The sequence below is a fragment of the Telluria sp. ZB2R32 genome, from assembly GCF_059685715.1.
Genome location: NZ_JCASIG010000002.1, coordinates 402,345 through 424,377 on the forward strand (window position 1 = coordinate 402,345; position 22,033 = coordinate 424,377).

General features: G+C 64.8%; 21 protein-coding genes and 1 tRNA gene. 13 read left to right on the forward strand and 9 right to left on the reverse strand.

Annotation, left to right across the window (positions count from 1 at the left end; all coding sequences use genetic code 11):
- The first annotated feature begins 95 nt into the window (after nt 1-95).
- From AC56LG_RS06780 to AC56LG_RS06790, 3 genes are all read left to right on the forward strand, one after another.
- Nucleotides 96-713 (forward strand): LysE/ArgO family amino acid transporter, encoded by a 618-nt coding sequence (locus AC56LG_RS06780; protein WP_497165347.1) that lies wholly within the window; start codon nt 96-98, stop codon nt 711-713.
- A gap of 108 nt (nt 714-821) precedes the next feature.
- A complete protein-coding gene (locus tag AC56LG_RS06785; RefSeq protein ID WP_497165348.1) occupies nt 822-1,958 on the forward strand; it encodes an efflux RND transporter periplasmic adaptor subunit in 1,137 nt (378 codons plus the stop codon).
- 9 nt (nt 1,959-1,967) lie between these two features.
- Nucleotides 1,968-5,084 (forward strand): efflux RND transporter permease subunit, encoded by a 3,117-nt coding sequence (locus AC56LG_RS06790; protein WP_497165349.1) that lies wholly within the window; start codon nt 1,968-1,970, stop codon nt 5,082-5,084.
- 262 nt (nt 5,085-5,346) lie between these two features.
- Here AC56LG_RS06790 and AC56LG_RS06795 read toward each other — a convergent pair whose 3' ends face one another.
- Both AC56LG_RS06795 and AC56LG_RS06800 read right to left on the reverse strand, forming a co-directional pair.
- On the reverse strand, nt 5,347-6,273 hold the full coding sequence (locus tag AC56LG_RS06795; protein ID WP_497165350.1) for a hypothetical protein: 927 nt from the start codon (nt 6,271-6,273) through the stop codon (nt 5,347-5,349).
- A gap of 84 nt (nt 6,274-6,357) precedes the next feature.
- A complete protein-coding gene (locus AC56LG_RS06800; protein WP_497165351.1) occupies nt 6,358-6,672 on the reverse strand; it encodes an ElaB/YgaM/YqjD family protein in 315 nt (104 codons plus the stop codon).
- Between AC56LG_RS06800 and AC56LG_RS06805 the strand changes: the two genes are divergently transcribed.
- Nucleotides 6,656-7,150: a hypothetical protein gene (locus AC56LG_RS06805; RefSeq protein ID WP_497165352.1), complete on the forward strand. Its 495-nt coding sequence runs from the start codon at nt 6,656-6,658 to the stop codon at nt 7,148-7,150. The two genes, AC56LG_RS06800 and AC56LG_RS06805, sit on opposite strands and share 17 nt — an antisense overlap.
- A gap of 767 nt (nt 7,151-7,917) precedes the next feature.
- On the opposite strand, the gene AC56LG_RS06810 is transcribed toward AC56LG_RS06805, so the two are convergent.
- The 3 genes from AC56LG_RS06810 to pepN form a co-directional block, all read right to left on the reverse strand.
- Nucleotides 7,918-7,993, reverse strand: a tRNA-Thr gene (locus tag AC56LG_RS06810).
- Between the two features lie 105 nt (nt 7,994-8,098).
- Nucleotides 8,099-9,100: a class 1 fructose-bisphosphatase gene (locus AC56LG_RS06815; RefSeq protein WP_497165353.1), complete on the reverse strand. Its 1,002-nt coding sequence runs from the start codon at nt 9,098-9,100 to the stop codon at nt 8,099-8,101.
- A 28-nt stretch (nt 9,101-9,128) separates the two neighbouring features.
- Nucleotides 9,129-11,774, reverse strand: coding sequence for an aminopeptidase N (pepN, locus tag AC56LG_RS06820; RefSeq protein ID WP_497165354.1), 2,646 nt, complete (start codon nt 11,772-11,774; stop codon nt 9,129-9,131).
- A 206-nt stretch (nt 11,775-11,980) separates the two neighbouring features.
- Here pepN and AC56LG_RS06825 point away from each other — a divergent pair, with 206 nt between their 5' ends.
- Complete coding sequence (locus AC56LG_RS06825; protein ID WP_497165355.1) at nt 11,981-12,628, forward strand: DUF4136 domain-containing protein; 648 nt, start codon at nt 11,981-11,983, stop codon at nt 12,626-12,628.
- Between the two features lie 69 nt (nt 12,629-12,697).
- On the opposite strand, the gene AC56LG_RS06830 is transcribed toward AC56LG_RS06825, so the two are convergent.
- Genes AC56LG_RS06830 through AC56LG_RS06845 form a run of 4 tightly spaced genes read right to left on the reverse strand, consistent with a single transcriptional unit; the run spans nt 12,698 to nt 15,106 of the window.
- Nucleotides 12,698-12,841 carry a hypothetical protein gene (locus AC56LG_RS06830; protein WP_192049446.1) on the reverse strand — a complete coding sequence of 48 codons (144 nt, stop codon included), beginning with the start codon at nt 12,839-12,841 and terminating at the stop codon, nt 12,698-12,700.
- On the reverse strand, nt 12,838-13,812 hold the full coding sequence (locus AC56LG_RS06835) for a quinone oxidoreductase family protein (RefSeq protein ID WP_497165827.1): 975 nt from the start codon (nt 13,810-13,812) through the stop codon (nt 12,838-12,840). Before AC56LG_RS06835 ends, AC56LG_RS06830 begins: the two co-directional genes overlap by 4 nt.
- Nucleotides 13,812-14,207: a methylglyoxal synthase gene (locus AC56LG_RS06840; protein ID WP_497165356.1), complete on the reverse strand. Its 396-nt coding sequence runs from the start codon at nt 14,205-14,207 to the stop codon at nt 13,812-13,814. Before AC56LG_RS06840 ends, AC56LG_RS06835 begins: the two co-directional genes overlap by 1 nt.
- 11 nt (nt 14,208-14,218) lie before the next feature.
- Nucleotides 14,219-15,106 (reverse strand): DMT family transporter, encoded by an 888-nt coding sequence (locus AC56LG_RS06845; RefSeq protein ID WP_497165357.1) that lies wholly within the window; start codon nt 15,104-15,106, stop codon nt 14,219-14,221.
- Between the two features lie 135 nt (nt 15,107-15,241).
- On the opposite strand from AC56LG_RS06845, the gene AC56LG_RS06850 reads away from it, so the two are divergent.
- The 8 genes from AC56LG_RS06850 to AC56LG_RS06885 all read left to right on the forward strand — a co-directional run bounded on the left by AC56LG_RS06850 (nt 15,242) and on the right by AC56LG_RS06885 (nt 21,923).
- On the forward strand, nt 15,242-16,117 hold the full coding sequence (locus AC56LG_RS06850; protein ID WP_497165358.1) for a DUF2182 domain-containing protein: 876 nt from the start codon (nt 15,242-15,244) through the stop codon (nt 16,115-16,117).
- 77 nt (nt 16,118-16,194) lie between these two features.
- The gene (locus AC56LG_RS06855) at nt 16,195-16,923 is read left to right on the forward strand and encodes a YebC/PmpR family DNA-binding transcriptional regulator (protein ID WP_497165359.1); all 729 of its coding nucleotides are present in this window, start codon (nt 16,195-16,197) and stop codon (nt 16,921-16,923) included.
- Nucleotides 16,924-16,930: 7 nt separating this feature from the next.
- Nucleotides 16,931-18,196 carry a phosphoribosylamine--glycine ligase gene (gene purD, locus AC56LG_RS06860; protein ID WP_497165360.1) on the forward strand — a complete coding sequence of 422 codons (1,266 nt, stop codon included), beginning with the start codon at nt 16,931-16,933 and terminating at the stop codon, nt 18,194-18,196.
- A gap of 305 nt (nt 18,197-18,501) precedes the next feature.
- Entirely contained in the window at nt 18,502-19,413 is a 912-nt protein-coding gene (hemF, locus tag AC56LG_RS06865; RefSeq protein WP_497165361.1) for an oxygen-dependent coproporphyrinogen oxidase, read from the forward strand.
- A complete protein-coding gene (locus AC56LG_RS06870; protein ID WP_497165362.1) occupies nt 19,410-20,081 on the forward strand; it encodes a nicotinate-nucleotide adenylyltransferase in 672 nt (223 codons plus the stop codon). The genes hemF and AC56LG_RS06870 overlap by 4 nt, the downstream gene beginning before the upstream one ends.
- Nucleotides 20,081-20,806 carry a ribosome silencing factor gene (rsfS, locus tag AC56LG_RS06875; RefSeq protein ID WP_497165363.1) on the forward strand — a complete coding sequence of 242 codons (726 nt, stop codon included), beginning with the start codon at nt 20,081-20,083 and terminating at the stop codon, nt 20,804-20,806. The genes AC56LG_RS06870 and rsfS overlap by 1 nt, the downstream gene beginning before the upstream one ends.
- A 17-nt stretch (nt 20,807-20,823) precedes the next feature.
- On the forward strand, nt 20,824-21,294 hold the full coding sequence (gene rlmH, locus AC56LG_RS06880; RefSeq protein ID WP_497165364.1) for a 23S rRNA (pseudouridine(1915)-N(3))-methyltransferase RlmH: 471 nt from the start codon (nt 20,824-20,826) through the stop codon (nt 21,292-21,294).
- Between the two features lie 11 nt (nt 21,295-21,305).
- Nucleotides 21,306-21,923 (forward strand): Maf family protein, encoded by a 618-nt coding sequence (locus AC56LG_RS06885; RefSeq protein ID WP_497165365.1) that lies wholly within the window; start codon nt 21,306-21,308, stop codon nt 21,921-21,923.
- Nucleotides 21,924-22,033: the final 110 nt, after the last annotated feature.

A 22,033-nucleotide genomic window follows, 5' to 3' on the forward strand; every position in this document is an offset into this window, starting at 1 on the left:
TTAAGTATTTCTTGGGTACCTTTAATAATCATAAATATAATTGAAGTAGTGGTCTGCCCTTGGGAAAATCGCGGCTCTTCTGTCTTGAGGTTGTCATGTTTTCCCAACAAATTTTCTTGCAAGGCCTGGGCCTCGGCGCCAGCCTGATCATGGCGATCGGCGCCCAGAACACCCATGTGATCCGTACCGGCGTACGCGGCGAGCACGTATTCGCGACCGTCCTCACCTGCATCGCGGTCGACGTGGCGTTGATCGCGCTCGGCATGGCCGGCCTGGGCAGCGTCATCGAATCCTCGCCGCCGCTGCTGGCGCTGGCGCGCTACGGCGGCGCCGCTTTTCTCATCTGGTATGGGTGGCGTTGCTGGTCGAGCAGCCTGCGCGGCGGCGCGGCGCTGGCGCTGTCGGGGCAAGACAGTCGCCAGAGCCTGCAACGGGCGCTGGTCACGGTGCTTGCGCTGTCGCTGCTGAACCCGCACGTATATCTCGACACCGTGGTGCTGCTGGGCGCGGTCGGCAGCAGCCTGGCCGGCGACCAGCGCGGCTCCTTTGCCGCTGGCGCCATGGCGGCCTCGGTGCTGTGGTTCAGCGCACTCGGGCTGGGCGCGCGGCGCTTTGCCACGGTGCTGGGCCGTCCCGCGGTCTGGCGTGTGATCGAGGCGCTGACCGGCACGCTGATGCTGGTGCTGGCCGTACTCCTGCTGCGCGGCGCGTAGATCGGGGCGATGCTCCAATTCGCATCCATTTTTCGTGCCTTTTGATAAACTGCTCCATTGCGTTCAAGGCATCCGCCTTGCCCGACCATGGAACGGAAATCCAAGCACATGCCCTCAACGACATCGCGCACTTCACTCATCGGCTCGGCCGCCCTCTTCTGCCTCCTGCTCGCCGCGTGCGGTAAGGACGACGCCAGGAAAACGGCCGCTCCCGCCACCCCGGCCCTGACCGTCAGCACGGCGGCGCCGACCACGGCCAGCCTGCCCTTGCAACTCGGCGCCAACGGCAACGTCGCCGCCTGGCAGGAAGCGGTGATCGGCAGCGAGTCGGGCGGGCTGCGCCTGCTCGAAGTGCGCGTCAACGTCGGCGACGTCGTCAAAAAAGGCGAAACCCTCGCCGTGTTCTCGGCCGATACCGTGAATGCCGACGTCGAGCAGGCGCGCGCGGCGCTGCAGGAAGCGCAGGCGAATGCCGCCGAAGCCGCCGCCAACGCGCGCCGCGGCCAGTCGCTGAAAAGTTCGGGCGCCATGAGCGAGCAGCAGGTCACCCAATATCTCACCGCCGAGCGCACCGCGGCCGCGCGCGTCGCCGCCGCCAGGGCAACGCTCACCCAGCAGCAGCTGCGCCTGAAATACACGCAGGTGGTGGCGCCCGACAGCGGCGTGATCTCGGCGCGCAGCGCCACCGTGGGCGCCGTGGTCGGCGTCGGCACCGAACTGTTCCGCCTGATCCGCCAGGGCCGCCTCGAATGGCGCGCCGAACTGCCGGCTCTTGAGGTCGGCCGCATCAAGCCGGGCACGCGCGTGCGTGTGAAGGGCGCCAGCGGCGGCGAAGTCGTGGGCAAGGTGCGCATGATCGCGCCGACGGTCGATGCGCAGACCCGCACCACGCTGGTGTACGTCGACCTGCCCCCCAGCCTCTCGGCCAACGCGCCCCTGAAGGCCGGCATGTTCGCCGGCGGCGAATTCGAACTCGGCGCCTCGAACGCGCTCACGGTGCCGCAGCAGGCGATCGCCGTGCGCGACGGTTTCAGCTACGTGTTCCGCCTGAACAAGGACAGCCGCGTCAGCCAGCTGAAGATCGCCACCGGGCGCCGCCTGGGCGACCGTATTGAGGTCGTCAGCGGCCTGGCGCCGGATGCGCAGATCGTCGTGAACGGCGCCGGCTTCCTGAACGATGGCGACCTGGTGCGGAACGTGCCGGCAGCGGCGCCGGCCGCTCCCGCCAAGGTCGCGGCGCGCTAAGGGCAGACGATGAACTTTTCCGCTCTTTCGATCCGCAACCCGATCCCGGCGATCCTGCTGTTCGCCCTGCTGACGCTGGCCGGCCTGCTCGCCTTCAAAGCCAATAAAGTCCAGTTCTTCCCCGATATCGAACTGCCGATCGTGACCGTCACCGCCACCCTCGATGGCGCGGCGCCCGCCCAGTTGGAGACCGAGGTGGCGCGCAAGATCGAGGATTCGGTCGCCACCCTGCAGGGCGTCAAGAATATCTACACCAAGGTGCTCGACGGCGTGGCCACGGTCACCGTCGAATTCATCCTCGAAAAGAACCTGTCGGACGCCGAGAACGACGTGCGCGGCGCCGTCTCGCAGGTGCGCGCGGACATGCCGGCCGAGATGCGCGAGCCGAGCGTGACCAAGGCGGCCACCGCCGGGCGCTCGATCCTGACTTTTACGGCCGCGTCCAAGCCAGGCACCAACGGTTTAGATGACCAGGAACTGTCCTGGTTCGTCGACAATGCCGCCGCCAAGCGCCTGCTGACCGTGCCCGGCCTGGGCGCGGTAAAACGCGTGGGCGGGGTCGATCGCGAAGTGCGGGTCGAACTCGACGATGCGCGCATGGCCGCGCTGCGGGTGTCGGCGCTGGACGTGTCGCGCCAGCTGCGCAACGTGCAGAGAGAAGCGCCTGGCGGACGCGGCGACGTCAGCGGCGCCGAGCAGTCGGTGCGTACGCTGGCGACGGTAGGCAGCGCGCAGGAACTGGCGCGCATGGACATCCCGCTGCCGGACGGGCGCCGCGTGCGCCTCGACGAAATCGCGCGCGTGTCCGACACCGTCTCCGAACCGCGCGCATTGGCCGAGCAGGATGGACGCAAGGTGGTCGGCTTCGAGATCTTCCGCACGCGCGGCGCCAGCGAGACCGAAGTCGCCGCCGGCGCGCGTGCCGCAGTCGCCGAACTGCAGAAATCGCATCCGAACCTGGTACTGACCGAAGTCGTCGACAACGCCGAGCCGGTGCAGGAAAACTTCGACGCCTCGATGGAGATGCTGTACGAAGGCGCGGTGCTGGCGGTGCTGGTGGTGTGGTGGTTCCTGCGCGACTGGCGCGCCACCTTCGTCGCGGCCGCCGCTTTGCCTCTGTCCGTGATTCCCGCCTTCCTCGGCCAGTACCTGTTCGGCTATACGCTGAACATGGTGACGTTGCTGTCGCTGGCGCTGGTGGTCGGGGTACTGGTGGACGACGCCATCGTCGAAATCGAAAATATCGCACGCCACCTGCACATGGGGAAAAGCCCGATGCAGGCGGCGCTGGAGGCGGCCGACGAAATCGGCATGGCGGTGATCGCCACCACCTTCTCGCTGGTGGCGGTGTTCCTGCCGACCGCCTTCATGGGCGGCATTCCGGGGCGCTTCTTCAAACAGTTCGGCTGGACGGCGGTGCTGGCGATCCTCGCCTCGCTGGTGGTCGCGCGCCTGCTGACGCCGATGATGGCGGCCTACATCATGAAGAAGCCGTCGAAGCCGCACGTCGAACAGGACGGCGCGCTCATGCGGCGCTACATGGCGAGCATGCAGTGGTGCCTGCGCCACCGCCGCATCACGGCGATCGTCTCGATGCTGTTCTTCGCCGGCTCGATCGCGCTGGTGCCGCTGCTGCCGACCGGTTTCGTGCCGGCGGCCGACCGCGGCCAGACCATCGTCAACGTCGAACTGCCGCCCGGCTCGACGCTGGCGCAAACCCATGGCGTGGCCGAACAGGCGCGCGCCGCCGCCATGCGCGTGCCCGGCGTGAAAAGCGTGTTCAGCTCGATCGGCGGCGGCTCCAGCGGCGACGCCTTTGCCCCCGGCGCCTCGGCCGAAGCGCGGCGCGCGGTACTCACCGTGACTACCTCGCATCGCAGCGACCGCGACGAGGGACTGTCGGAGCTCGAGCGCCGCATACGGACGGAATTGTCCGGCATTCCGGGCGCGCGTTTCAGCGTCGGCCAGGCCGACACCGGCGGCAAGCTGCAGCTGGTCTTGCGCAGCGAAGATCCGGCCGCCCTGTCCGCCGCCGCCCAGCGCGCCGAGCGCGAACTGCGTGGTTTGCAAGGCATCGGCAACGTCAGCTCCAGCGCTTCGCTGGTGCGCCCCGAAATCATCGTGCGCCCCGACTTTGCGCGCGCGGCCGATCTCGGCGTGACGGCGGCGGCGATCGGCGAGACGGTGCGCGTGGCCACCGCCGGCGACTACGAGCAATCGCTGGCGAAGATGAACCTGTCCGAGCGCCAGGTGCCGATCCGCGTCAAATTGCCCGACGCTGTGCGCGCCGACCTCGACGCCATCGGACGCCTGACGGTGCCCGGCAAGAACGGCCCGGTGCTGCTGGCAACCGTCGCCGACATCACCATGGAAAGCGGCCCGGCCGAGATCAATCGCCTCAACCGCAGCCGCAATGTCACGCTCGACGTCGAGCTGGGCGGGCGCTCGCTGGGCGACGTCAATGCCGAAGCGCGCGCCCTGCCCGCCTTCCAGCAGTTGCCGGCTTCGGTGCAGATCGCGGAACTGGGCGACGCCCAGGAAATGCAGGCGTTGTTCGCCAGCTTCGGCGTGGCGATGGCGATCGGCGTGTTGTGCATCTACGGCGTGCTGGTGCTGCTGTTCCACGACTTCATGCAGCCGATCACCATCCTGGCCGCGCTGCCGCTGTCGATCGGCGGCGCCTTCATCGCCCTGCTGCTCACGGGCAGTGCGCTGTCGATGCCGACCATGATCGGCCTGATCATGCTGATGGGGATCGTCACCAAGAACTCGATCCTGCTGGTCGACTACGCCATCCTCGCGCGCGAGGCCGGCATGAACCGCTTCGATGCCCTGGTCGACGCCTGCCACAAGCGCAGCCGGCCGATCATCATGACCACGATCGCGATGGGCGCCGGCATGCTGCCGCTGGCGCTGGGCCTGTCGGGCGACCCAAGCTTCAGGTCGCCGATGGCGATTGCGGTGATCGGCGGGTTGATCACCTCGACCTTGCTGAGCCTGCTGGTGGTGCCGGCGGTGTTTACCTATGTCGACGACCTGAAGGGATTGATGAATCGCGGGGTGCGCCGGTTGCGCAAGCATCCCAACGAGCCGGTGCGGGTGAGTGAGCCGTCGGCGATGAAGTAGGTGTGCCGCGTCATTGATGGCGAAGGCGGGCATGCCCGCCCTACGTTACACGTCGGCCAACAATATAATCTGCGGCCATGGTGCGCCGTAGGGCGGGCATGCCCGCCGATACGACGTATCCACAAACAAAAACGCCGGCATCCCTGCCGGCGTTTTTGTTCTTACTTTAAACCGCTCAGAAAATAATCGCGAGCAGGATGATGACCGGAATCGGAATCCCTATCAGCCACAACAGAATCGAACGCATACGGTTCTCCTTAAATTAACGACGGGATACGGCAGCGACGCCGTCGCGCAGTTTGCCGCCCAGGGTGGCGCACCAGCTGGCGACAAAGGCGCCGACCAGCAGGGCGACCGTCAGCCAGAGTGCGGTGCCGGCAGCGGCCTTGCGGGCGGTGTCGGCGGCTTCCTTGGCGGTGGCCTTGGCTTTGGCGGCGGCAGCGGCGCCGCGGGCATAGACGTCGTCCACGCGCTTTTCGGCGCTGGCCTGGTCGAGGCCGGTGCGGGCGGCAATGCGGCTGGCCAGGTAGGCGCGGTCGTCGGTGGCCAGGCTGCCGTTCTTGATGGCGTTGGCGAGGATGCGCATGGTTTCCTGGCGCAGGTCGGCGCTGCCGCCGGTCGTGTCAGGCTTGTCGGTGCGCAGCATCATGTCCGAGAAATAGTCGAGCGGGTTGCCGCCGGCGCTGTCGCCGTTGTCCCTGGCGGCGGCTGCCGTGGCGGCCGCGCCGCTGGCCATGGTGGCTTTGGCCACGCCGGCGCCGGCATCGACCGCGGTGCCGGTCATCTTGCCGATCACGCTCGAGAACAGCGCCGCGGCCAGCATGGTCGACACCGCCCAGGTCAGCAGACCGTGCGCGGTATCTCGGAAATAGACTTCGTCGGTATGCACGCTGGTCCACTTGACGCGCAGGCGCCCGGCCATGTAGCCGCCGATGGCGGAGGCGGCCAGCTGGGTCAGCGTCAGCCAGAGAATCGCGCCGACGCCGAAGGCCACGCCGCTGTTGTCGGACCAGGGAGACGCGGCGGACAGGCCGAGGCCGGAACCGAGCAGGTACAGCACCAGCGACAGTGCGGTGGCCGCGGCGGCGCCGGCCAGGATGGCGCCCCAGGAAACGCCGGAACGCGCTGTTTCGACGGCGTCGCCATTGATAGGGACGTGCGTCGTCGCACTCGTTGAATGAGCTTGCATGGTGTCCTTTTTTTGTTATGAATGAAAAACGGACGCCCGGCCGGGCGTTGCGCCGGCCGGGTGCGTCCAGTGAAACGCTACCGATCAGTAGTCGTCGCGGCGGCGGTTGCTGCCACCAAGCAGTTTTGCCAGGATGTAGCCGGCGCCGAGGGCGATTGCCACGGCGGTGCCCGGCTTGTTGCGCACGTATTCGCGGCCCGAGTCAGCCAGTTGCTGATAGGTGTCGGTCACTTGCGCGGAACGGTCGGTGAACTGGGTCGATGCACCGCTGAGCAGGCCGCTCAGCTTGTCGACGCCGGCGTGGGCCGTGCTCACGACGCGCTCGACGATTGGCTGGGCTGCCTCGGCGGCCTTGTCGATCGTCTTGTGCAGTTCGTCAGGCTTGACCGCTGCCAGCACGCCGGCTGCGGTCGAGGTCGACGACGAATCGCTGCCCGAACCGGCGCTGGCGCCGCTCGAACCGCCCTGGGCGCCCGACGACGACGAACCGCCGGTCGAACCGGTCGAACCCGTGACAGACGAGCTGCCCAGTGCGCCGGTGCCCGACGATGCGCCACCCATGGCGCCCGACGAACCTGCCGACGACGAACCGCCGCTGACCGAACCCGTGCCGGCCGTGCCCGACAGCGACGAGCCGGTCGAGCCGGTCGACGATCCCGATGCGGACGAACCCGATGCCGACGAACCGCTGGCGCCGCTCGACGAACCGCTCAGGCCGCCGCTGCTGCCGGCGCCGCTCGAACCCATGCTGCCGGTGGAGCCGCTGCTCGAACCGGTTGCCGGGCTGGCGCTCGACGACGCGCCGCCCGACAGGCTGCCCGACGAACCGGCGCTGGCCGACGAACCGGTGCTGCTCTTGTTCAGGTTGTTCGACTGATCCTTGCCAATGCTGCTGCCTTGCTTGCTAGCATCAACGCCTTTTCCCTCGCTCGACTTCTGATTATCCATGACTTTTGTCCTTATAAAATGTAGACCAACGCGGAGTAGACCGGTGCCCGACCCTCACCACATTCTTCCTCGATTCCGTTCGAAACAAAACGGAGGCGCGAAAATGAACTGCGCTACATCAATGGATCAGTCGATACCATGCTCTCGGTCAATGAGTTAAATCGACGACCTCGAACAAGCTCAAAAGTTCCCTCAACCAGCCACGTCACTTTCGCATCCCGTTTTGCAAGCGTACGCCAATTCCGGCGTACCGCACGATTGCAGCGGTCGGGCTACCTCGTGCGATACAAAAAATATAACGAATGGGCGCGATGGACCGTGCGTTGACTAACAGAACCGGCAGGATCGGTGCCGATCGGGTGAAAATAGGCGCGGAAGCACGCCAGTTCGGCACCGTTTCGATGAGCGGAGGAAATTAAAACGGTTGAGTAGAAACAAACAAGAACAGAATGCAGCTAGCTTGGCAACCGGATGCAGGCTTCTGCTCGCAGAGCAGGGCCGCCACGCGTTCAACCGCCCCATGCATCCTCGCGTCCATGCTTGCTCTGGTCGAACGCGTGGGCGGCATTCAAGCCGCGAACCAATCAGACAGCAGAGTGGAACCGTCCACCCTACGTCCCTTCGCTTGCGGCTAAAGGAAATAAAAAAAGGGTTACATGCCGAAGCATGTAACCCTTTGATCTTACTGCAAATTCTTGGTGCCGCTGGCCGGAATCGAACTGGCGACCTTCGCATTACGAATGCGCTGCTCTACCAACTGAGCTACAGCGGCTCTTAACCGGGGCTAACCCGACGAAGAGCCGTATTCTAGCAAACAACCGGCCAAACTTGCTAGTCCGACTCGGCAATTTCTTGCCGGACTGGCCAAAAAATCGATTTATTCGGCGTGGTAGCGCGTCACGAGCTCGACTTCTTCCTTCGAACCGAGGAACACGGGCACGCGCTGGTGCAGCTTGTGCGGCGCGATCTCCATGATCCGCTGCGTGCCGTCGGTGGCGGCGCCGCCGGCCTGCTCGACGATCATCGCCATCGGGTTGGCTTCGTACATCAGGCGCAGCTTGCCCGGCTGGGCCGGGTCGCGCATGTCGGCCGGGTACATGAAGACGCCGCCGCGGTTGAGGATGCGGTGCACGTCGGCCACCATCGAGGCGATCCAGCGCATGTTGAAATCTTTTGCGCGCGGCCCGGTCTTACCGGCCAGCATTTCGTCGACGTAACGCTGCACCGGCGCGTGCCAGTGGCGCTTGTTCGACATGTTGATCGCGAATTCCTTGGTCGTGGCCGGGATCTGGATGTTGCTCTGGGTGAGCACCCAGGAACCCATTTCGCGGTCGAGCGTGAAGCAGTGCACGCCGTCGCCGGTGGTCAGCACCAGCATGGTCTGCGGACCGTACACGGCGTAGCCGGCGGCCACCTGCGCCGTGCCCGGCTGCAGGAAGGCCTGTTCGGTCGGTTCGCCCATGCCTTCGGGCGCCTTCAGGACCGAGAAGATGGTGCCGATCGAGACGTTGACGTCGATGTTCGACGAGCCGTCGAGCGGATCGAAGAGCAGCATGTATTCGCCCTTCGGATAGCGGTTCGGGATCGGGTGGATGCTTTCCATCTCTTCCGACGCCATCGCCGCCAGGTGGCCGCCCCACTCGTTCGCCTCCAGCAGGATTTCGTTGGAGATCACGTCCAGCTTCTTCTGTACTTCGCCCTGGATGTTTTCGGTGTCGGCGCTGCCGAGGATGTCGCCCAGGGCGCCCTTGCTGACTTCATAGCTGATGCGCTTGCAGGCGCGCGCCACGACCTCGATCAGGAGGCGCAGCTCGGCCGGGATGGAATTGTGGAGGCGTTGCTGCTCCACCAGGTGTTGCGTGAGACTGACGCGTTTCATGACTTCCTTTTGCTTGGATTGAATAGTTTTAATTGGCGAGCGCTTTGCCGACGACTTCACGCACGTTGTTCGACAGGCGCTGCTGACCGGCCACTTGCTGCAACGCCTTTTTCATCTGCTCCTGCAGTTCCGGCGTGTAACGGCGCCAGCGGTCCATCGAGCGCGCCAGGCGGCTGGCCACTTGCGGGTTAAGCGCGTCGAGGGTAATCACCTGCTCGGCCCAGAAGGCGTAGCCGCTGCCGTCCGGGGCGTGGAATTGCACCGGGTTGGCGGTGCAGAAGCTCGAGATGACGCTGCGCGCGCGGTTCGGGTTGCGCAGGTTGAACGCCTGGTGGCGCATCAGGCCGCGCACGGTCGGCACGTCGGCAAGCGGGTTGGCTGCCTGCATCGCGAACCATTTGTCGATGACCAGCGGTTCATCCTCGAATTCGTCGTAGAAACGCTGCAGCGCCGCGTCCGCGCCCGGGGCGCGGGCGTCGACCAGGGCGGCGAGTGCGGCGATGCGGTCGGTCATGTTGCCGGCCTCGTCGAACTGCTGCTGGGCCAGCGCCAGGCCCTCATCATCGCGTGCCGCGGCCAGGTAGGCCAGGCACAGGTTTTTCAGGGCGCGCTTGCCGGCGGACAGGGCATCCGGGCTGTATTCGCCCGGCGTCTGGTTGGCCTGGTATTGCGCCAGCAATTCGGTGCGCAGGTAGGCGCCGATGTTGGCGCGCATGAACTGGCGCGCCAGGTGGATCGACATCGGATTGACGACTTCGATCTGCTCGGCAACCATGCCTTCCGAAGGCAGCAGCAATGCCTGCTCGCGGAATGCGGGGTCGAGGGTATCGTCGGTCAGCATCTTGCCCAGCGCCACCAGGAAAGTATCGTCCAGCAGCAGCGGTGCGCCGACGCCGGCTTCGCCGGTCAATTTCAGCAGGCGCCCCATGGCCAGGCGCTGGCCGGCTTCCCAGCGGTTCACGGCATCGCTATCGTGGCTGAACAGGTGCAGCAGGTCGGCGTCGCCATAATTGAAGTCGAGGATGACCGGCGCGGAGAAATTGCGCAGGATCGATGGGGTCGGCTGCTCGGGCACGTTTTCGAAGACGAAGCTTTGCTCGAATTCGGTCAGCTCCAGCACGGCGGTGGTGCCCTGCTCTGCGTCGTCGATCGTCAAGACCATGTCGCTGCCGTCCGCACCCAGCAGGCCGACCGCGATCGGGATGTGGAACGGGAACTTGCTGGCCTGGCCTGGCGTCGGCGGGCAGGATTGGAAGAAGGTCAGCGTGTAAGTCTTTTCGATTTCGTCGTAACGGGTTTCGGCGCGCACGACCGGGGTGCCGGACTGGCTGTACCAGCGTTCGAAGCGGGTCAGATCGCGGCCGTTGGCGTCGGCCATGGCGCGCAGGAAATCGTCGCAGGTGACGGCCTGGCCGTCGTGGCGCTCGAAATACAGGTCCATGCCCTTCTTGAAACCGTCGCGGCCGAGCAAGGTCTGGTACATGCGCACGACTTCGGCGCCTTTTTCGTACACGGTCACCGTGTAAAAATTATTGATTTCGACAAAGGAGTCGGGACGCACCGGGTGCGCCATCGGGCCGGCGTCTTCCGGGAACTGGGCCTGGCGCAAGGTACGCACCTGGTCGATGCGGCCGACCGCGCGGCCGGTGTCGGTGCCGATCATGTCGGCCGAGAATTCCTGGTCGCGGAACACGGTCAGGCCCTCTTTCAGCGACAGCTGGAACCAGTCGCGGCAGGTGACGCGGTTGCCGGTCCAGTTGTGGAAGTATTCGTGGCCGACCACCGCCTCGATGCCCTGGAAGTCGACGTCGGTCGCCACGCGCGGATTGGCCAGCACAAATTTCGTGTTGAAAATGTTGAGACCCTTGTTTTCCATCGCGCCCATGTTGAAGTCGCCCACGGCGACGATCATGAAGCGGTCGAGGTCGAGTTCGAGATCCCAGCGCTCCTCGTCCCAGCGGATGCTGTTTTTCAGGGCCTGCATGGCGTAATCGGTTTTGTCCAGGTTGCCGTCTTCGACCCAGACTTGCAGCAGCGCATTGCGGCCATCCTTGAGGCGGAACGTTTCTTCCTGGCAGACCAGGCGTGCGGCGACCAGCGCGAACAGGTAGCTCGGCTTCTTGAACGGGTCTTCCCACTTGGCGTAGTGGCGGCCGTCGCCGAGCTCGCCTTCTTCGACCAGGTTACCGTTCGACAGCAGCACCGGGTATTTTTCCTTGTCGGCACGCAGCATGACGGTAAACACGGCCATCACGTCCGGACGGTCCGGGAACCAGGTGATCGCACGGAAGCCCTCGGCTTCGCACTGGGTATAAAAACTGCCGTTCGACGTGTACAGGCCGTTGAGCGTGGTGTTTTGTTCGGGCACGCAGATCGTTTCGATCTCGAGCGTGACTTCTTCCGGGGTATCGGGAATCGTCAGCAGGTGGCCCTCGATGCGGTAATCCTTCTCGCTCAGCGCTTTGCCGTTCATGCGCAGCGCCACCAGTTCCAGGTTCTCGCCGTAGAGCTCGATTTCGCGCTGGGCGCTGTCCGGGTTGCGCCGCATCGTCATCCGGTTGGCGACGATGGTGCGCGCCGGATCGAGGTCGAAGCCGAGTTCGACGGTATCCACGAGATAGCTGGGCGGGGTGTAATCTTTCCTGTAAATCGTCTGGGGCGTATCGGTGCGCATGGGGAAGGTCCGGAATATACAGTCGAAGAAGCACTTATTTTACCAACAAGATTTAGCGTGCTCCGCGCAATTCAGCCGCGGCGTGCCTGTGCGAAATGTGTCGTCAAGTAGGGTTGGTAACCATGTGTAAATTAATCTGCGAAAATTGACGAAGCGGCGCAATCTGACGCTAGGCAAAGACCGTGAAAAAATTGGAGAGAAAACGAATGAAACGCTTGATTGCAGCAGGCATGGCGCTCACCGCGCTATTGCTGGGCGGGTGCGCCACCACCATCCGCTCGGACGTAACGACCTTCCACCAGTGGCCGGCTCAGGTCGACGACAAGAGCTATGTCTTCGAGGCGCCGCCGAACTTCGACAACACGCTCGAATACCAGAGCTACCAGAACCTGGTGCGCGGCCAGCTGGCGCAGCTGGGCTTCCGCGAATCGAACCTGAGCCCGGCCGCCCTCAAGGTGGCGATGCGTTTTACCACCACCGACGTGCCGGTGCGTGTCGTGCAGCCGGTGATGTTCGACGATTTTTCGTACTTCGGCCCGCGCTATAGCGCGTTTTATGGCCCGCGCTTCGGCCCGCGTGGACGCTTCGCCCGTTGGCACCATCCGTTCTACGACCCGTTCTGGAGCCCCGTTCCGGCTTACCAGGTTTCGATCGAACACCAGTACCGGCGCGAGCTGCAGGTGTCGATCAAGGACAAGGGCGACAAGCGCCTGTTTGACGTCACCGTGCACAACCTGAGCCGCGAACTGTCGACGCCGCAAGTGATGCCGGCGCTGGTGCAAAGCGCGTTTGCAGGGTTCCCGGGGCCGAGCGGCCAGGTGCGACGGGTGGAGTTGCAGCGCAAGGATGGCTAAGTTGCCGCTTGGGCGCTGGTTAAAAAAATAAAAGCCGGAACGTTCGCGTTCCGGCTTTTTTATTTCAACTTACGTGAAATACGCCTCCGAAGCGAAGGTGATCACGATGATCAGCAGCACCGCCAGCAGCAACACGATCAACAGACGCCCGAACTTCGGTGCGCCGACCGTGTCCGGCTCTTGCGGCTCGTTATCGTCGCTGAACTCCCTCATGGCAGCAGGATGGTCGAGCCGGTGGTGCGGCGCGCTTCGAGCGCGATGTGGGCTTGCGCCGCCTCGGCCAACGGGAAGCGCTGGTGGATGTCGATCTTCACTTTGCCGCTCTCGACCATCGAGAACAAATCGGCCGCGCGTTCTTCCAGCGCGTCGCGGGTGGCGACATAGGCGCCCAGCGAGGGCCGGGTGAGGTACAGCGAATTGCGCGACGCCAGTTCGTTCATCGAGAACGGCGGCACCGGTCCCGACGCATTGCCGAAGCTGACCATCAGCCCGCGTGGCTGCAGGCAGTCGAGCGAGCGAATGAAGGTGTCCTTGCCGACCGAGTCGTAGACGACCGGCACCTTCGCGCCATCCGTGATCTCGAGCACGCGCGCCACGATGTCTTCCTCGTTGTAGTTGATCACATGGGCGGCGCCGGCCGCTGTCGCCAGCGCCGCCTTTTCCTTGGACCCGACGGTGCCGATCAGGTTCACGCCCATCGCGCGCGCCCACTGGCAGGCAATCAGGCCGACGCCGCCGGCGGCCGCATGGAACAGGATGGTCTGGCCGGGTTTGAGCTGGCAAGTGCCGTTGAACAGGTATTGCACCGTCAGGCCCTGCAGCATCATGGCCGCGGCGGTCTCGAAATCGATTGCGTCCGGCAGGCGCACCAGGATATCCGCCGACATTGTGCGCAATGCGCTGTAGGCGCCGTTCGGGCGCCCGGCGTAGGCGACGCGGTCGCCCGGCTGGACGTGGGTCACGCCCTCGCCCACTGCTTCGACCACGCCGGCGCCTTCCTGGCCCAGGCCCGAGGGCAGCGGCATCGGATACAGGCCGGTGCGGAAATACACGTCGATGAAATTCAGGCCGATCGCATGCTGGCGCACGCGCGCCTCGCCCGGTCCGGGCTCGCCTACCTCGACGTCGACGTACTCGAGTACTTCCGGCCCGCCGGTGCGGGTCATGCGGATTGCCTTGGCCATCATGCTGCGATCTCCTCTTTATTGATTGTCATGAGCTGGCTCAGCAACAAATGAGCCGTCGATGGATTGGTGGCGCAGGCGACGTTGTGGACGTCGCAGGCGCGCACCAGCGCGTTGATATCGGGTTCGTGCGGCTGCGGCGTCATTGGGTCGCGCAGGAAAATCACGGCGTCGATGTTGCCCGTGACGAGTTCGGCGCCGATCTGCAGATCGCCGCCGAACGGGCCGGAGTGCTTGCACTCGACCGCCAGGCCGAGTTCGGCGATCAGGCGCGATCCGGTGGTGCCGGTGGCGACCAGCGCGCAGCCGGCCAGGAAGTCGCGGTAGGCGCCCGCGAGCACGATCATGTCGTCCTTCTTCTTGTCGTGCGCGATCAGCGCGATGCGTGGTTTCATCTTCTCGCCTCTTATTTTTTCAGGGACAGCAAGGTAATACCGGCCAGCACCAGGCCGGTGCCGCCCAGCTGCACGGCGGTGAGCGGCTCGCCCAGCACCAGGTAGCCCAGGAACAGCGTCGACACCGGGCCGATCATGCCGGCCTGGGAAGCGGTGGCCGCACCGATGCGCCCCACCGCCGCCATGGTCATGAATACCGGGAAGATAGTACAGAAAACGGCGTTGACGAGCGAGAGCCCGTACACCGGCAGCGGCTGCGCCAGCAGCGTCACCGGGCGCAGGACGAGGAACTGGATCACGCAAGCCAGGCCGGACACGCACATCGCATACGCCACCAGGCGCAGCGAGCCGACGCGGCGCACCATCTCGCCGGTGCCGAGCAGGTACACGGCGTAGGTAATGGCCGAGCCGGTCACGAACAGCGCACCCAATACCGTGTTGCTCGCTTCCCCGCCGGCCAGGTCGTGCATGAAGACCAGCACGATGCCGCAGTACGACAGCGCGAGCGCGCCCCATTCGAAGGGGCCGATGCGGCGCTTGAAGAAGATGGCGGTGATCGCCAGCACGAAGGTCGGCGTCAGGAACAGGATCAGCCGCTCGAGCCCGACGGAAATGTATTGCAGGCCCAGGAAATCGAGCGTGCTCGACAGGTAATAGCCGATCAGGCCGAGCCCGGCGATGCGCCAGCGGTCCGCCGGGCTGAGCGGGGCCTCGGTACGCATCTTCCAAAAGGCGACGGCGGCAAACACCGGAAGCGAGAACAGCATCCTGAACGCGATCAAGGTGATCGCATCGATGTGGTATCGGTACAGCAGTTTGGCGACGATGGCTTTCGTGGAAAACAAAACGGCGCCACCGATGGCAATCGCAAGGCCGGCAAGGAAGGCCGGGCGTGGCATGGAGGTTGCAGTCGCGGCGAGTTCGGGCGGGGTCATCCAACGATTGTACGGCCAAGCACAAAATCGAGCTCGGCAGCACCGCGGAACGCAAGGCCGCCTGCACAGTCCAACCTCGGCCACCACCGAACAATGAGGATGCACAATGCCGAACTGGAACATGGCCTGGAACTTGAAACGGCCACCGGCGCATTCGCCGCCCTGCCCGCACCTACCGCCCGCCGGGGTGGCGCGATGACGTCTTTGATCCGCGTCGATACCCAGCCCGGCCGCGAACGGCCGTTCGTGATTGCCTGCTTGGCGCTGCTGGTGGCAATTTGCTGGGCCTGCCTGGTGTTTCGCGCCTTGCGCATCGCCACGCTCGATCCGCCGCCGCCCGGCACGGTGCTGACGACGCCGCCCTACCGCGTGGCCGAACTGGGGCTCGTACTGGCAATGTGGGGCGCGGTGCTCTCGGCCATCACGTTGCCGGCGGCGACGCCGGTGATCCTGCTGTTCGCCCACATCAACCGGCTGGCGCGCGCGGTACGCTTAGCGAACGTCGGGACGCTGGCCTTCATCCTCGGCTACCTGGCGGCCTGGATCGGCTTCGGCGCAGGCGCCACGCTGGCGCAATGGGCGCTGCACGACGCCGGCGTGCTCGACACCGGCATGGCCATCGTCAATGGCGCGGGGTGTGGATTGCTGCTGGTGGCGGCCGGGATCTACCAGTGGACGCCGGCCAAGCACGCCTGCCTGCGCCATTGCCGGGCGCCGCTGTCGTTCGTGATCACCAGCTGGCGGCCGGGCCTGGCGGGCGCCCTGTGCATGGGCTGCACGCACGGCCTGTACTGCGTGGGCTGCTGGTGGCTGCTGATGCTGCTGCTGTTCGCGGCCGGGGTCACCAACCTGGGTGCGCTGCTGGGCCTGGCGGGGCTGGTGATGCTGGAAAAGCTGGTGCCGGGCGGCGCCGTGGTGGCTTGCGCGGGCGGCCTGGGGCTCCTGGCATGGGGAACCTTGTTGTTGTTTCCATAAGCCGATGTCGTTTTTTGCAGACGGTGCGCATGCTAGAATGACGGCCATTCTTGCATACCGTCTAAGGAATTCTCGACATGGCTGGACACAGCAAATGGGCCAACATCAAACACAAGAAAGCCGCGACTGACGCCAAGCGCGGCAAGATCTGGACCCGCCTGATCAAGGAAATCACGGTCGCCGCGCGCATGGGCGGCGGCGACATCGACGCCAACCCGCGCCTGCGCCTGGCGGTCGACAAGGCAGCCGACGCCAACATGCCGAAGGATAACGTCACCCGTGCGATCCAGCGCGGCTCGGGCAGCCTCGAAGGCGTGAACTACGAAGAAATCCGCTACGAAGGCTACGGCATCGGCGGCGCGGCGATCATCGTCGACTGCATGACCGACAACCGCGTACGCACCGTGGCCGAAGTGCGCCATGCCTTCAGCAAATTCGGCGGCAACATGGGCACCGAGGGTTCGGTCGCCTTCATGTTCAAGCACACCGGCCAGTTCCTGTTCGCGCCCGGCGTCGACGAGGACAAGCTGATGGAAGCGGCGCTGGAAGCCGGCGCCGAAGACGTGGTGCAGGACGAGGAAGGCGGCTTCGAAGTGCTGTGCGATCCGTTCGCCTTTTCGAACGTCAAGGATGCCCTGGAAAAGGCCGGCTTCAAGGCCGAAGTGGCCGAAGTCATCATGAAGCCTGCCACCGAGACCGAATTCACCGGCGACGACGCGATCAAGATGCAAAAGCTGCTCGACGCGCTGGAAAACCTCGACGACGTGCAGGACATCTATACCAACGCCGTTATCAGCGACGAATAAGCCCACTATGAAGATCCTGGTAGTCGGCTCTGGCGGCCGCGAACACGCCCTGGCCTGGAAACTGGCCCAATCCGAACGCGTCCAGATGGTGTATGTCGCGCCCGGCAATGGCGGCACCGCGCGCGATCCGCGCCTGGTAAACGTCGACATCACGGACCCGGCGCAACTCGCCGATTTCGTCGTGGCCGAACACGTCGCGCTGACCCTGGTCGGCCCGGAAGCGCCACTGGCGGCCGGCATCGTCAACCTGTTCCGTGCGCGCGGCCTGAAAATCTTCGGACCCACGCGCGAAGCGGCGCAGCTGGAAAGTTCCAAGGACTTCGCCAAGGCCTTCATGCAGCGCCACGGCATTCCGACCGCGAAGTACCAGAGTTTTTCCGACGCCGCCCAAGCCCATGCCTATGTGGATGCGAACGGTGCGCCGATCGTCATCAAGGCCGATGGCCTGGCGGCCGGCAAGGGTGTCGTCGTCGCGATGTCGCTGGAAGAGGCGCATGCCGCAGTCGATCACATGCTGTCCGATAACGCCTTCGGCGACGCCGGCGCGCGCATCGTGATCGAGGAATTCCTGGCCGGCGAAGAAGCGAGCTTCATCGTCATGTGCGACGGCAAGCACATCCTGCCGATGGCGACATCGCAAGACCATAAACGCCTGAAGGACCACGACCAGGGCCCGAACACGGGCGGCATGGGCGCCTATTCCCCGGCGCCGATCGTGACCCCGGCGATGCATGCGCGCGTGATGCGCGAGATCATCAACCCGACTATCCAGGGCATGGCCAAGGACGGCATCGTCTTCACTGGCTTCCTGTACGCCGGCCTGATGATCGACAGCGAGGGCAATCCGCGCACACTGGAATTCAATTGCCGCATGGGCGATCCGGAAACCCAGCCGATCATGGCACGCCTGAAAAGCGACTACGTCACGGTGCTGGAACACGCCTGCAACGGCACCCTCGACGCGGTCGACCTCGAATGGGACCGGCGCACCGCGGTCGGCGTGGTGATGGCCGCCGCCGGTTATCCGGACAGCCCGCGCAAGGGCGACCTCATCGAGGGCATCGCCGCGGAGACGCCGGAATGCGTGACCTTCCATGCCGGCACCACGATCGTCGACGGCAAGCTGCAATCGAATGGCGGACGTGTCCTGTGCGTCGTTGGCCTCGGCGACAGCGTCAAGATGGCGCAGAAGCAGGCGTACGACGGCGTGGAGAAGATCCGTTTCGAGGGCGCCCAGTTCCGGCGCGATATCGGGTGGCGCGGGATCAAGTAAGCGTTTCGATTGCGGGAAAGTTGGACTGCCGTGGAGTCAGGAGGCTCGGCGCCCCCTCCACCCTACGAAAAGCAATGAATCGTAGAGGTTGTGAAAAAATCGTCAGGGCAAGGGATACGGCCGCCCGGCGCCGAGTCGAAGACAGTACGAGTGTACGGCGAGACGAGGCAACGCAGCCATGGCGATTTTTTCACAACCTCGTAGGGTGGAGTCCTGACTCCACGCGTTTACGGCGTGCGATCTGCCGCCACCCCACGCCGCAGTGTACAATCCCCCTCTTATTTTTCTTCCACGACCCGCCCTCCATGTCCACACCCTCCCCTTCCGCCATCAAAGCCTGGCTGCTCGACCTGCAGGCAAGCATTGTCGCGGGACTGGAAGACGTCGACGGCAAGCCTTTCTTGCGCGACAGCTGGGAACGGCCCGAGGGCGGCGGCGGCATGTCGCGCCTGATCGAGGAAGGCAATGTGCTGGAACGCGGCGGCGTGAATTTCTCGCACGTGACCGGCGCCAGCCTGCCGCCATCGGCAGCCGCTGCCCGGCCGGAACTGGCCGGGCGCGCCTGGGAAGCGATGGGCGTGTCGCTGGTACTGCACCCGCGCAATCCGTACGCGCCGACGGTGCACATGAACGTGCGCTTTTTCGAAGCGACGGCGGACGGGCAGGAGCCGGTCTGGTGGTTCGGCGGCGGCATGGACCTGACGCCGTACTACGGCAACGCCGACGACGCGCGCCACTTTCACCAGGTCTGCCACGATGCCCTCGCGCCCTTCGGCGCCGGCCTGCATCCGCGTTTCAAGAAGTGGTGCGACGAGTATTTTTATATCAAGCACCGCAAGGAAGCGCGCGGCGTCGGCGGCATCTTTTTCGACGACTTCAACGAGTTGCCCTTCGATGAAGCCTTTGCCATGGTACGCATGGTCGGCGACGGCTTCCTCGACGCCTACCTGCCGATCTTGAAAGCGCGCAAGGACACGCCGTACGGCGAACGCGAGCGCGATTTCCAGGCCTACCGCCGTGGCCGCTATGTCGAGTTCAACCTGGTCTGGGACCGCGGCACCCACTTCGGCCTGCAGTCGGGTGGACGCACCGAGGCGATCCTGATGTCGCTGCCGCCGATCGTAAAATGGCGTTACGACTGGCATCCGGAACCGGGCAGCGCAGAAGCGGCGCTGTACACCGATTTCCTGCCGCACCGGGACTGGCTCTCTTCGTGACCACCTGCATCACCCTGCTCGGCGGCAGTTTCGATCCCGTCCACCACGGCCACGTCGCGCTGGCGCGGCTGTTCTGCGAACTCCTGCAGCCGACTGCGTTGCACGTGCTGCCGGCGAAACCGTGGCAAAAATCGTCCCTGCAGGCGAGCGACGCCGAGCGCGTGGCGATGCTGGAACTGGCCTTCCGCAATAGTGGTTTGCCGGTCGTCATCGACCAGCGCGAAATCGAACGCGGCACCTCGACGTATACCGTCGAAACGCTGCGCGGCCTGCGCGCCGAACTCGGGCCGCGAGCATCGATCGTGTTCCTGATGGGAGCCGACCAGTTGCAAAACCTGGACAGCTGGCGCGACTGGCAGCAGCTGTTCGCGCTGGCCAACATCGCGGTCGCGGCGCGGCCGGGATACACGCTGGAACAGGATGCGCTGCCGCAAGCGGTGGCGCACGAACTGGCGCCGCGCATGGCGTCACCAGAACAAGTGCGCACCACGCCTGCCGGCCTGGTGTGCCTGGCCCACACATTGGCGGTCGATATCTCGGCCACCCAGGTGCGCGCCCTGCTGCGCAAGGAAGAGGAACTGAGGGACGATTCGGCTACGGACCTGAACTCGCTCGTCCCGCCGGTAGTGCTAGACTATATTCAACAACATCATTTATACAAGAACTAATGGATATCAAAAAACTGCAAACGGTCGTCGTGGACGCTCTCGAAGACGTCAAGGGCCAGGAGATCATGCTGTTCGATACGACTGGGCTGACCAGCCTGTTCGACCGGATTGCGGTCGTCTCGGGTACCTCGAACCGCCAGACCAAGGCGCTGGCCGCCTCGGTGCGCGACAAGGTCAAGGAAGCCGGCGGCGACATCGTCGGCATGGAAGGCGAAGACACCGGCGAATGGGTGCTGGTCGACCTGGGCGACATGATCGTCCACATCATGCAGCCGGCCATCCGCCAGTATTACCGCCTCGAGGAAATCTGGGGCGAGAAGCCGGTCAAGCTGGGCGCGGCCAAGCGCAAGTCGACCGCCGAAGCGGCGGAAGCGGCCGAGCCGAAAGTGAAATCGAAGCACCTGGCCGCCAACCAGGACGCGCCGGAAGTGAAACCAGTCAACGAGCGCAAGCCGGCAGCAAAGCGAGCTTCGACAGTGTCGAAGACGAGCGCTGCGGCCAAGACCACCGCCACCAAGGCGCCGGCCAAGAAGCCAGCCGCCAAAGCGGTGTCGAAGGCGGTCGGCAAGACCATCACCGTCGCGCCGAGCCGGACCGAAATCGCCGCCGTCGAAGCGACCAAGGCCAAGCCGCCAAAGCGCAAAGTCGCAGCCCCAGCCGTTGCGGCCGATGCTGCACCCGTGAAAAAAGTCATCAAGCGCGTCACCAAAAAGGCCGCCGAGTAATTTTTACCTAAGTTTCAATGCAACTCATCATCGCCGCGGTCGGTCATAAAATGCCGGCCTGGATCGACACCGGCTTTTCCGAATACACGAAGCGCATGCCGCCCGAGCTGCGCATCGTGCTCAAGGAAATCAAGCCGGTCGAACGTTCCGGCAGCAAGACGGCCGCCACCGCGATGGCGCTCGAACGCGAGCGCATCGAAGCCGCATTGCCGAAAGGCGTGCGCATCATCGCCCTCGACGAGCGCGGCAAGGACCTGACCAGTGTCGGCCTGTCCCAGCAATTGCTGGGCTGGCTGCAGGATGGCCGCGATACCGCCTTCCTGATCGGCGGGGCCGACGGCCTCGATCCGGAACTCAAGGCGCGCGCCGAAGGCCTGATCCGTATTTCCAGCATGACGCTGCCGCACGGCGTCGTGCGCGTGATGCTGGCCGAACAGCTGTACCGCGCCTGGTCGATCACCCAGAACCATCCGTACCACCGCGTCTGACCAGGTTTGCCATGAAAGTCCTCGACAAGAAGATCTACCTCGCCTCGAAATCGCCGCGGCGGCGCGAACTGCTGCGCCAGGTCGGCGTGGACTTCGACCTGCTGATGCTGCGCAGCGACCCGGCGCGCGGCGTCGACGTCAGCGAAGACGTGCTGCCGGGCGAACCGGCGCACGACTACGTGGTGCGCGTCGCGCTGGAAAAGGGCGCGTTTGCCTGGAAGGTATTGCAGCAGCGCCGCCAGCCGCTGCGTCCGGTGCTCACGGCCGACACCACCGTCACCGTCGACGACGAGATCCTCGGCAAGCCCGCCGATCCGGTCGAAGCCGCCGCCATGCTCGAACGCCTGTCGGGGCGCACGCACCAGGTGCTGACCACGGTGGCGGTGCATTTCGTCGACATGGCCGAGCACATCACGCAAGTGTCGAACGTGCGCTTCGCCAAACTGACGCCGCAGGCCATCCGCGCCTATTGCGCCACCACCGAACCCTACGACAAGGCGGGCGGATACGGCATCCAGGGGCTGGCGGCGCTGTTTGTCGAACATATCGAGGGGAGTCACTCGGGGATCATGGGGCTTCCTTTGTTCGAGACGGCAGGGTTATTGCGCAAGGCAGGCGTGTTAATCTGATCGTTGGCCGCCGCGTACCGTAGGGTGGGCTCTCGAGCCCACGCGGTGCAGCGGTGGATCAATCGCACCTTGGTTTGATGGCGCAATCGCTGAGCAACCGCCGTACCGCG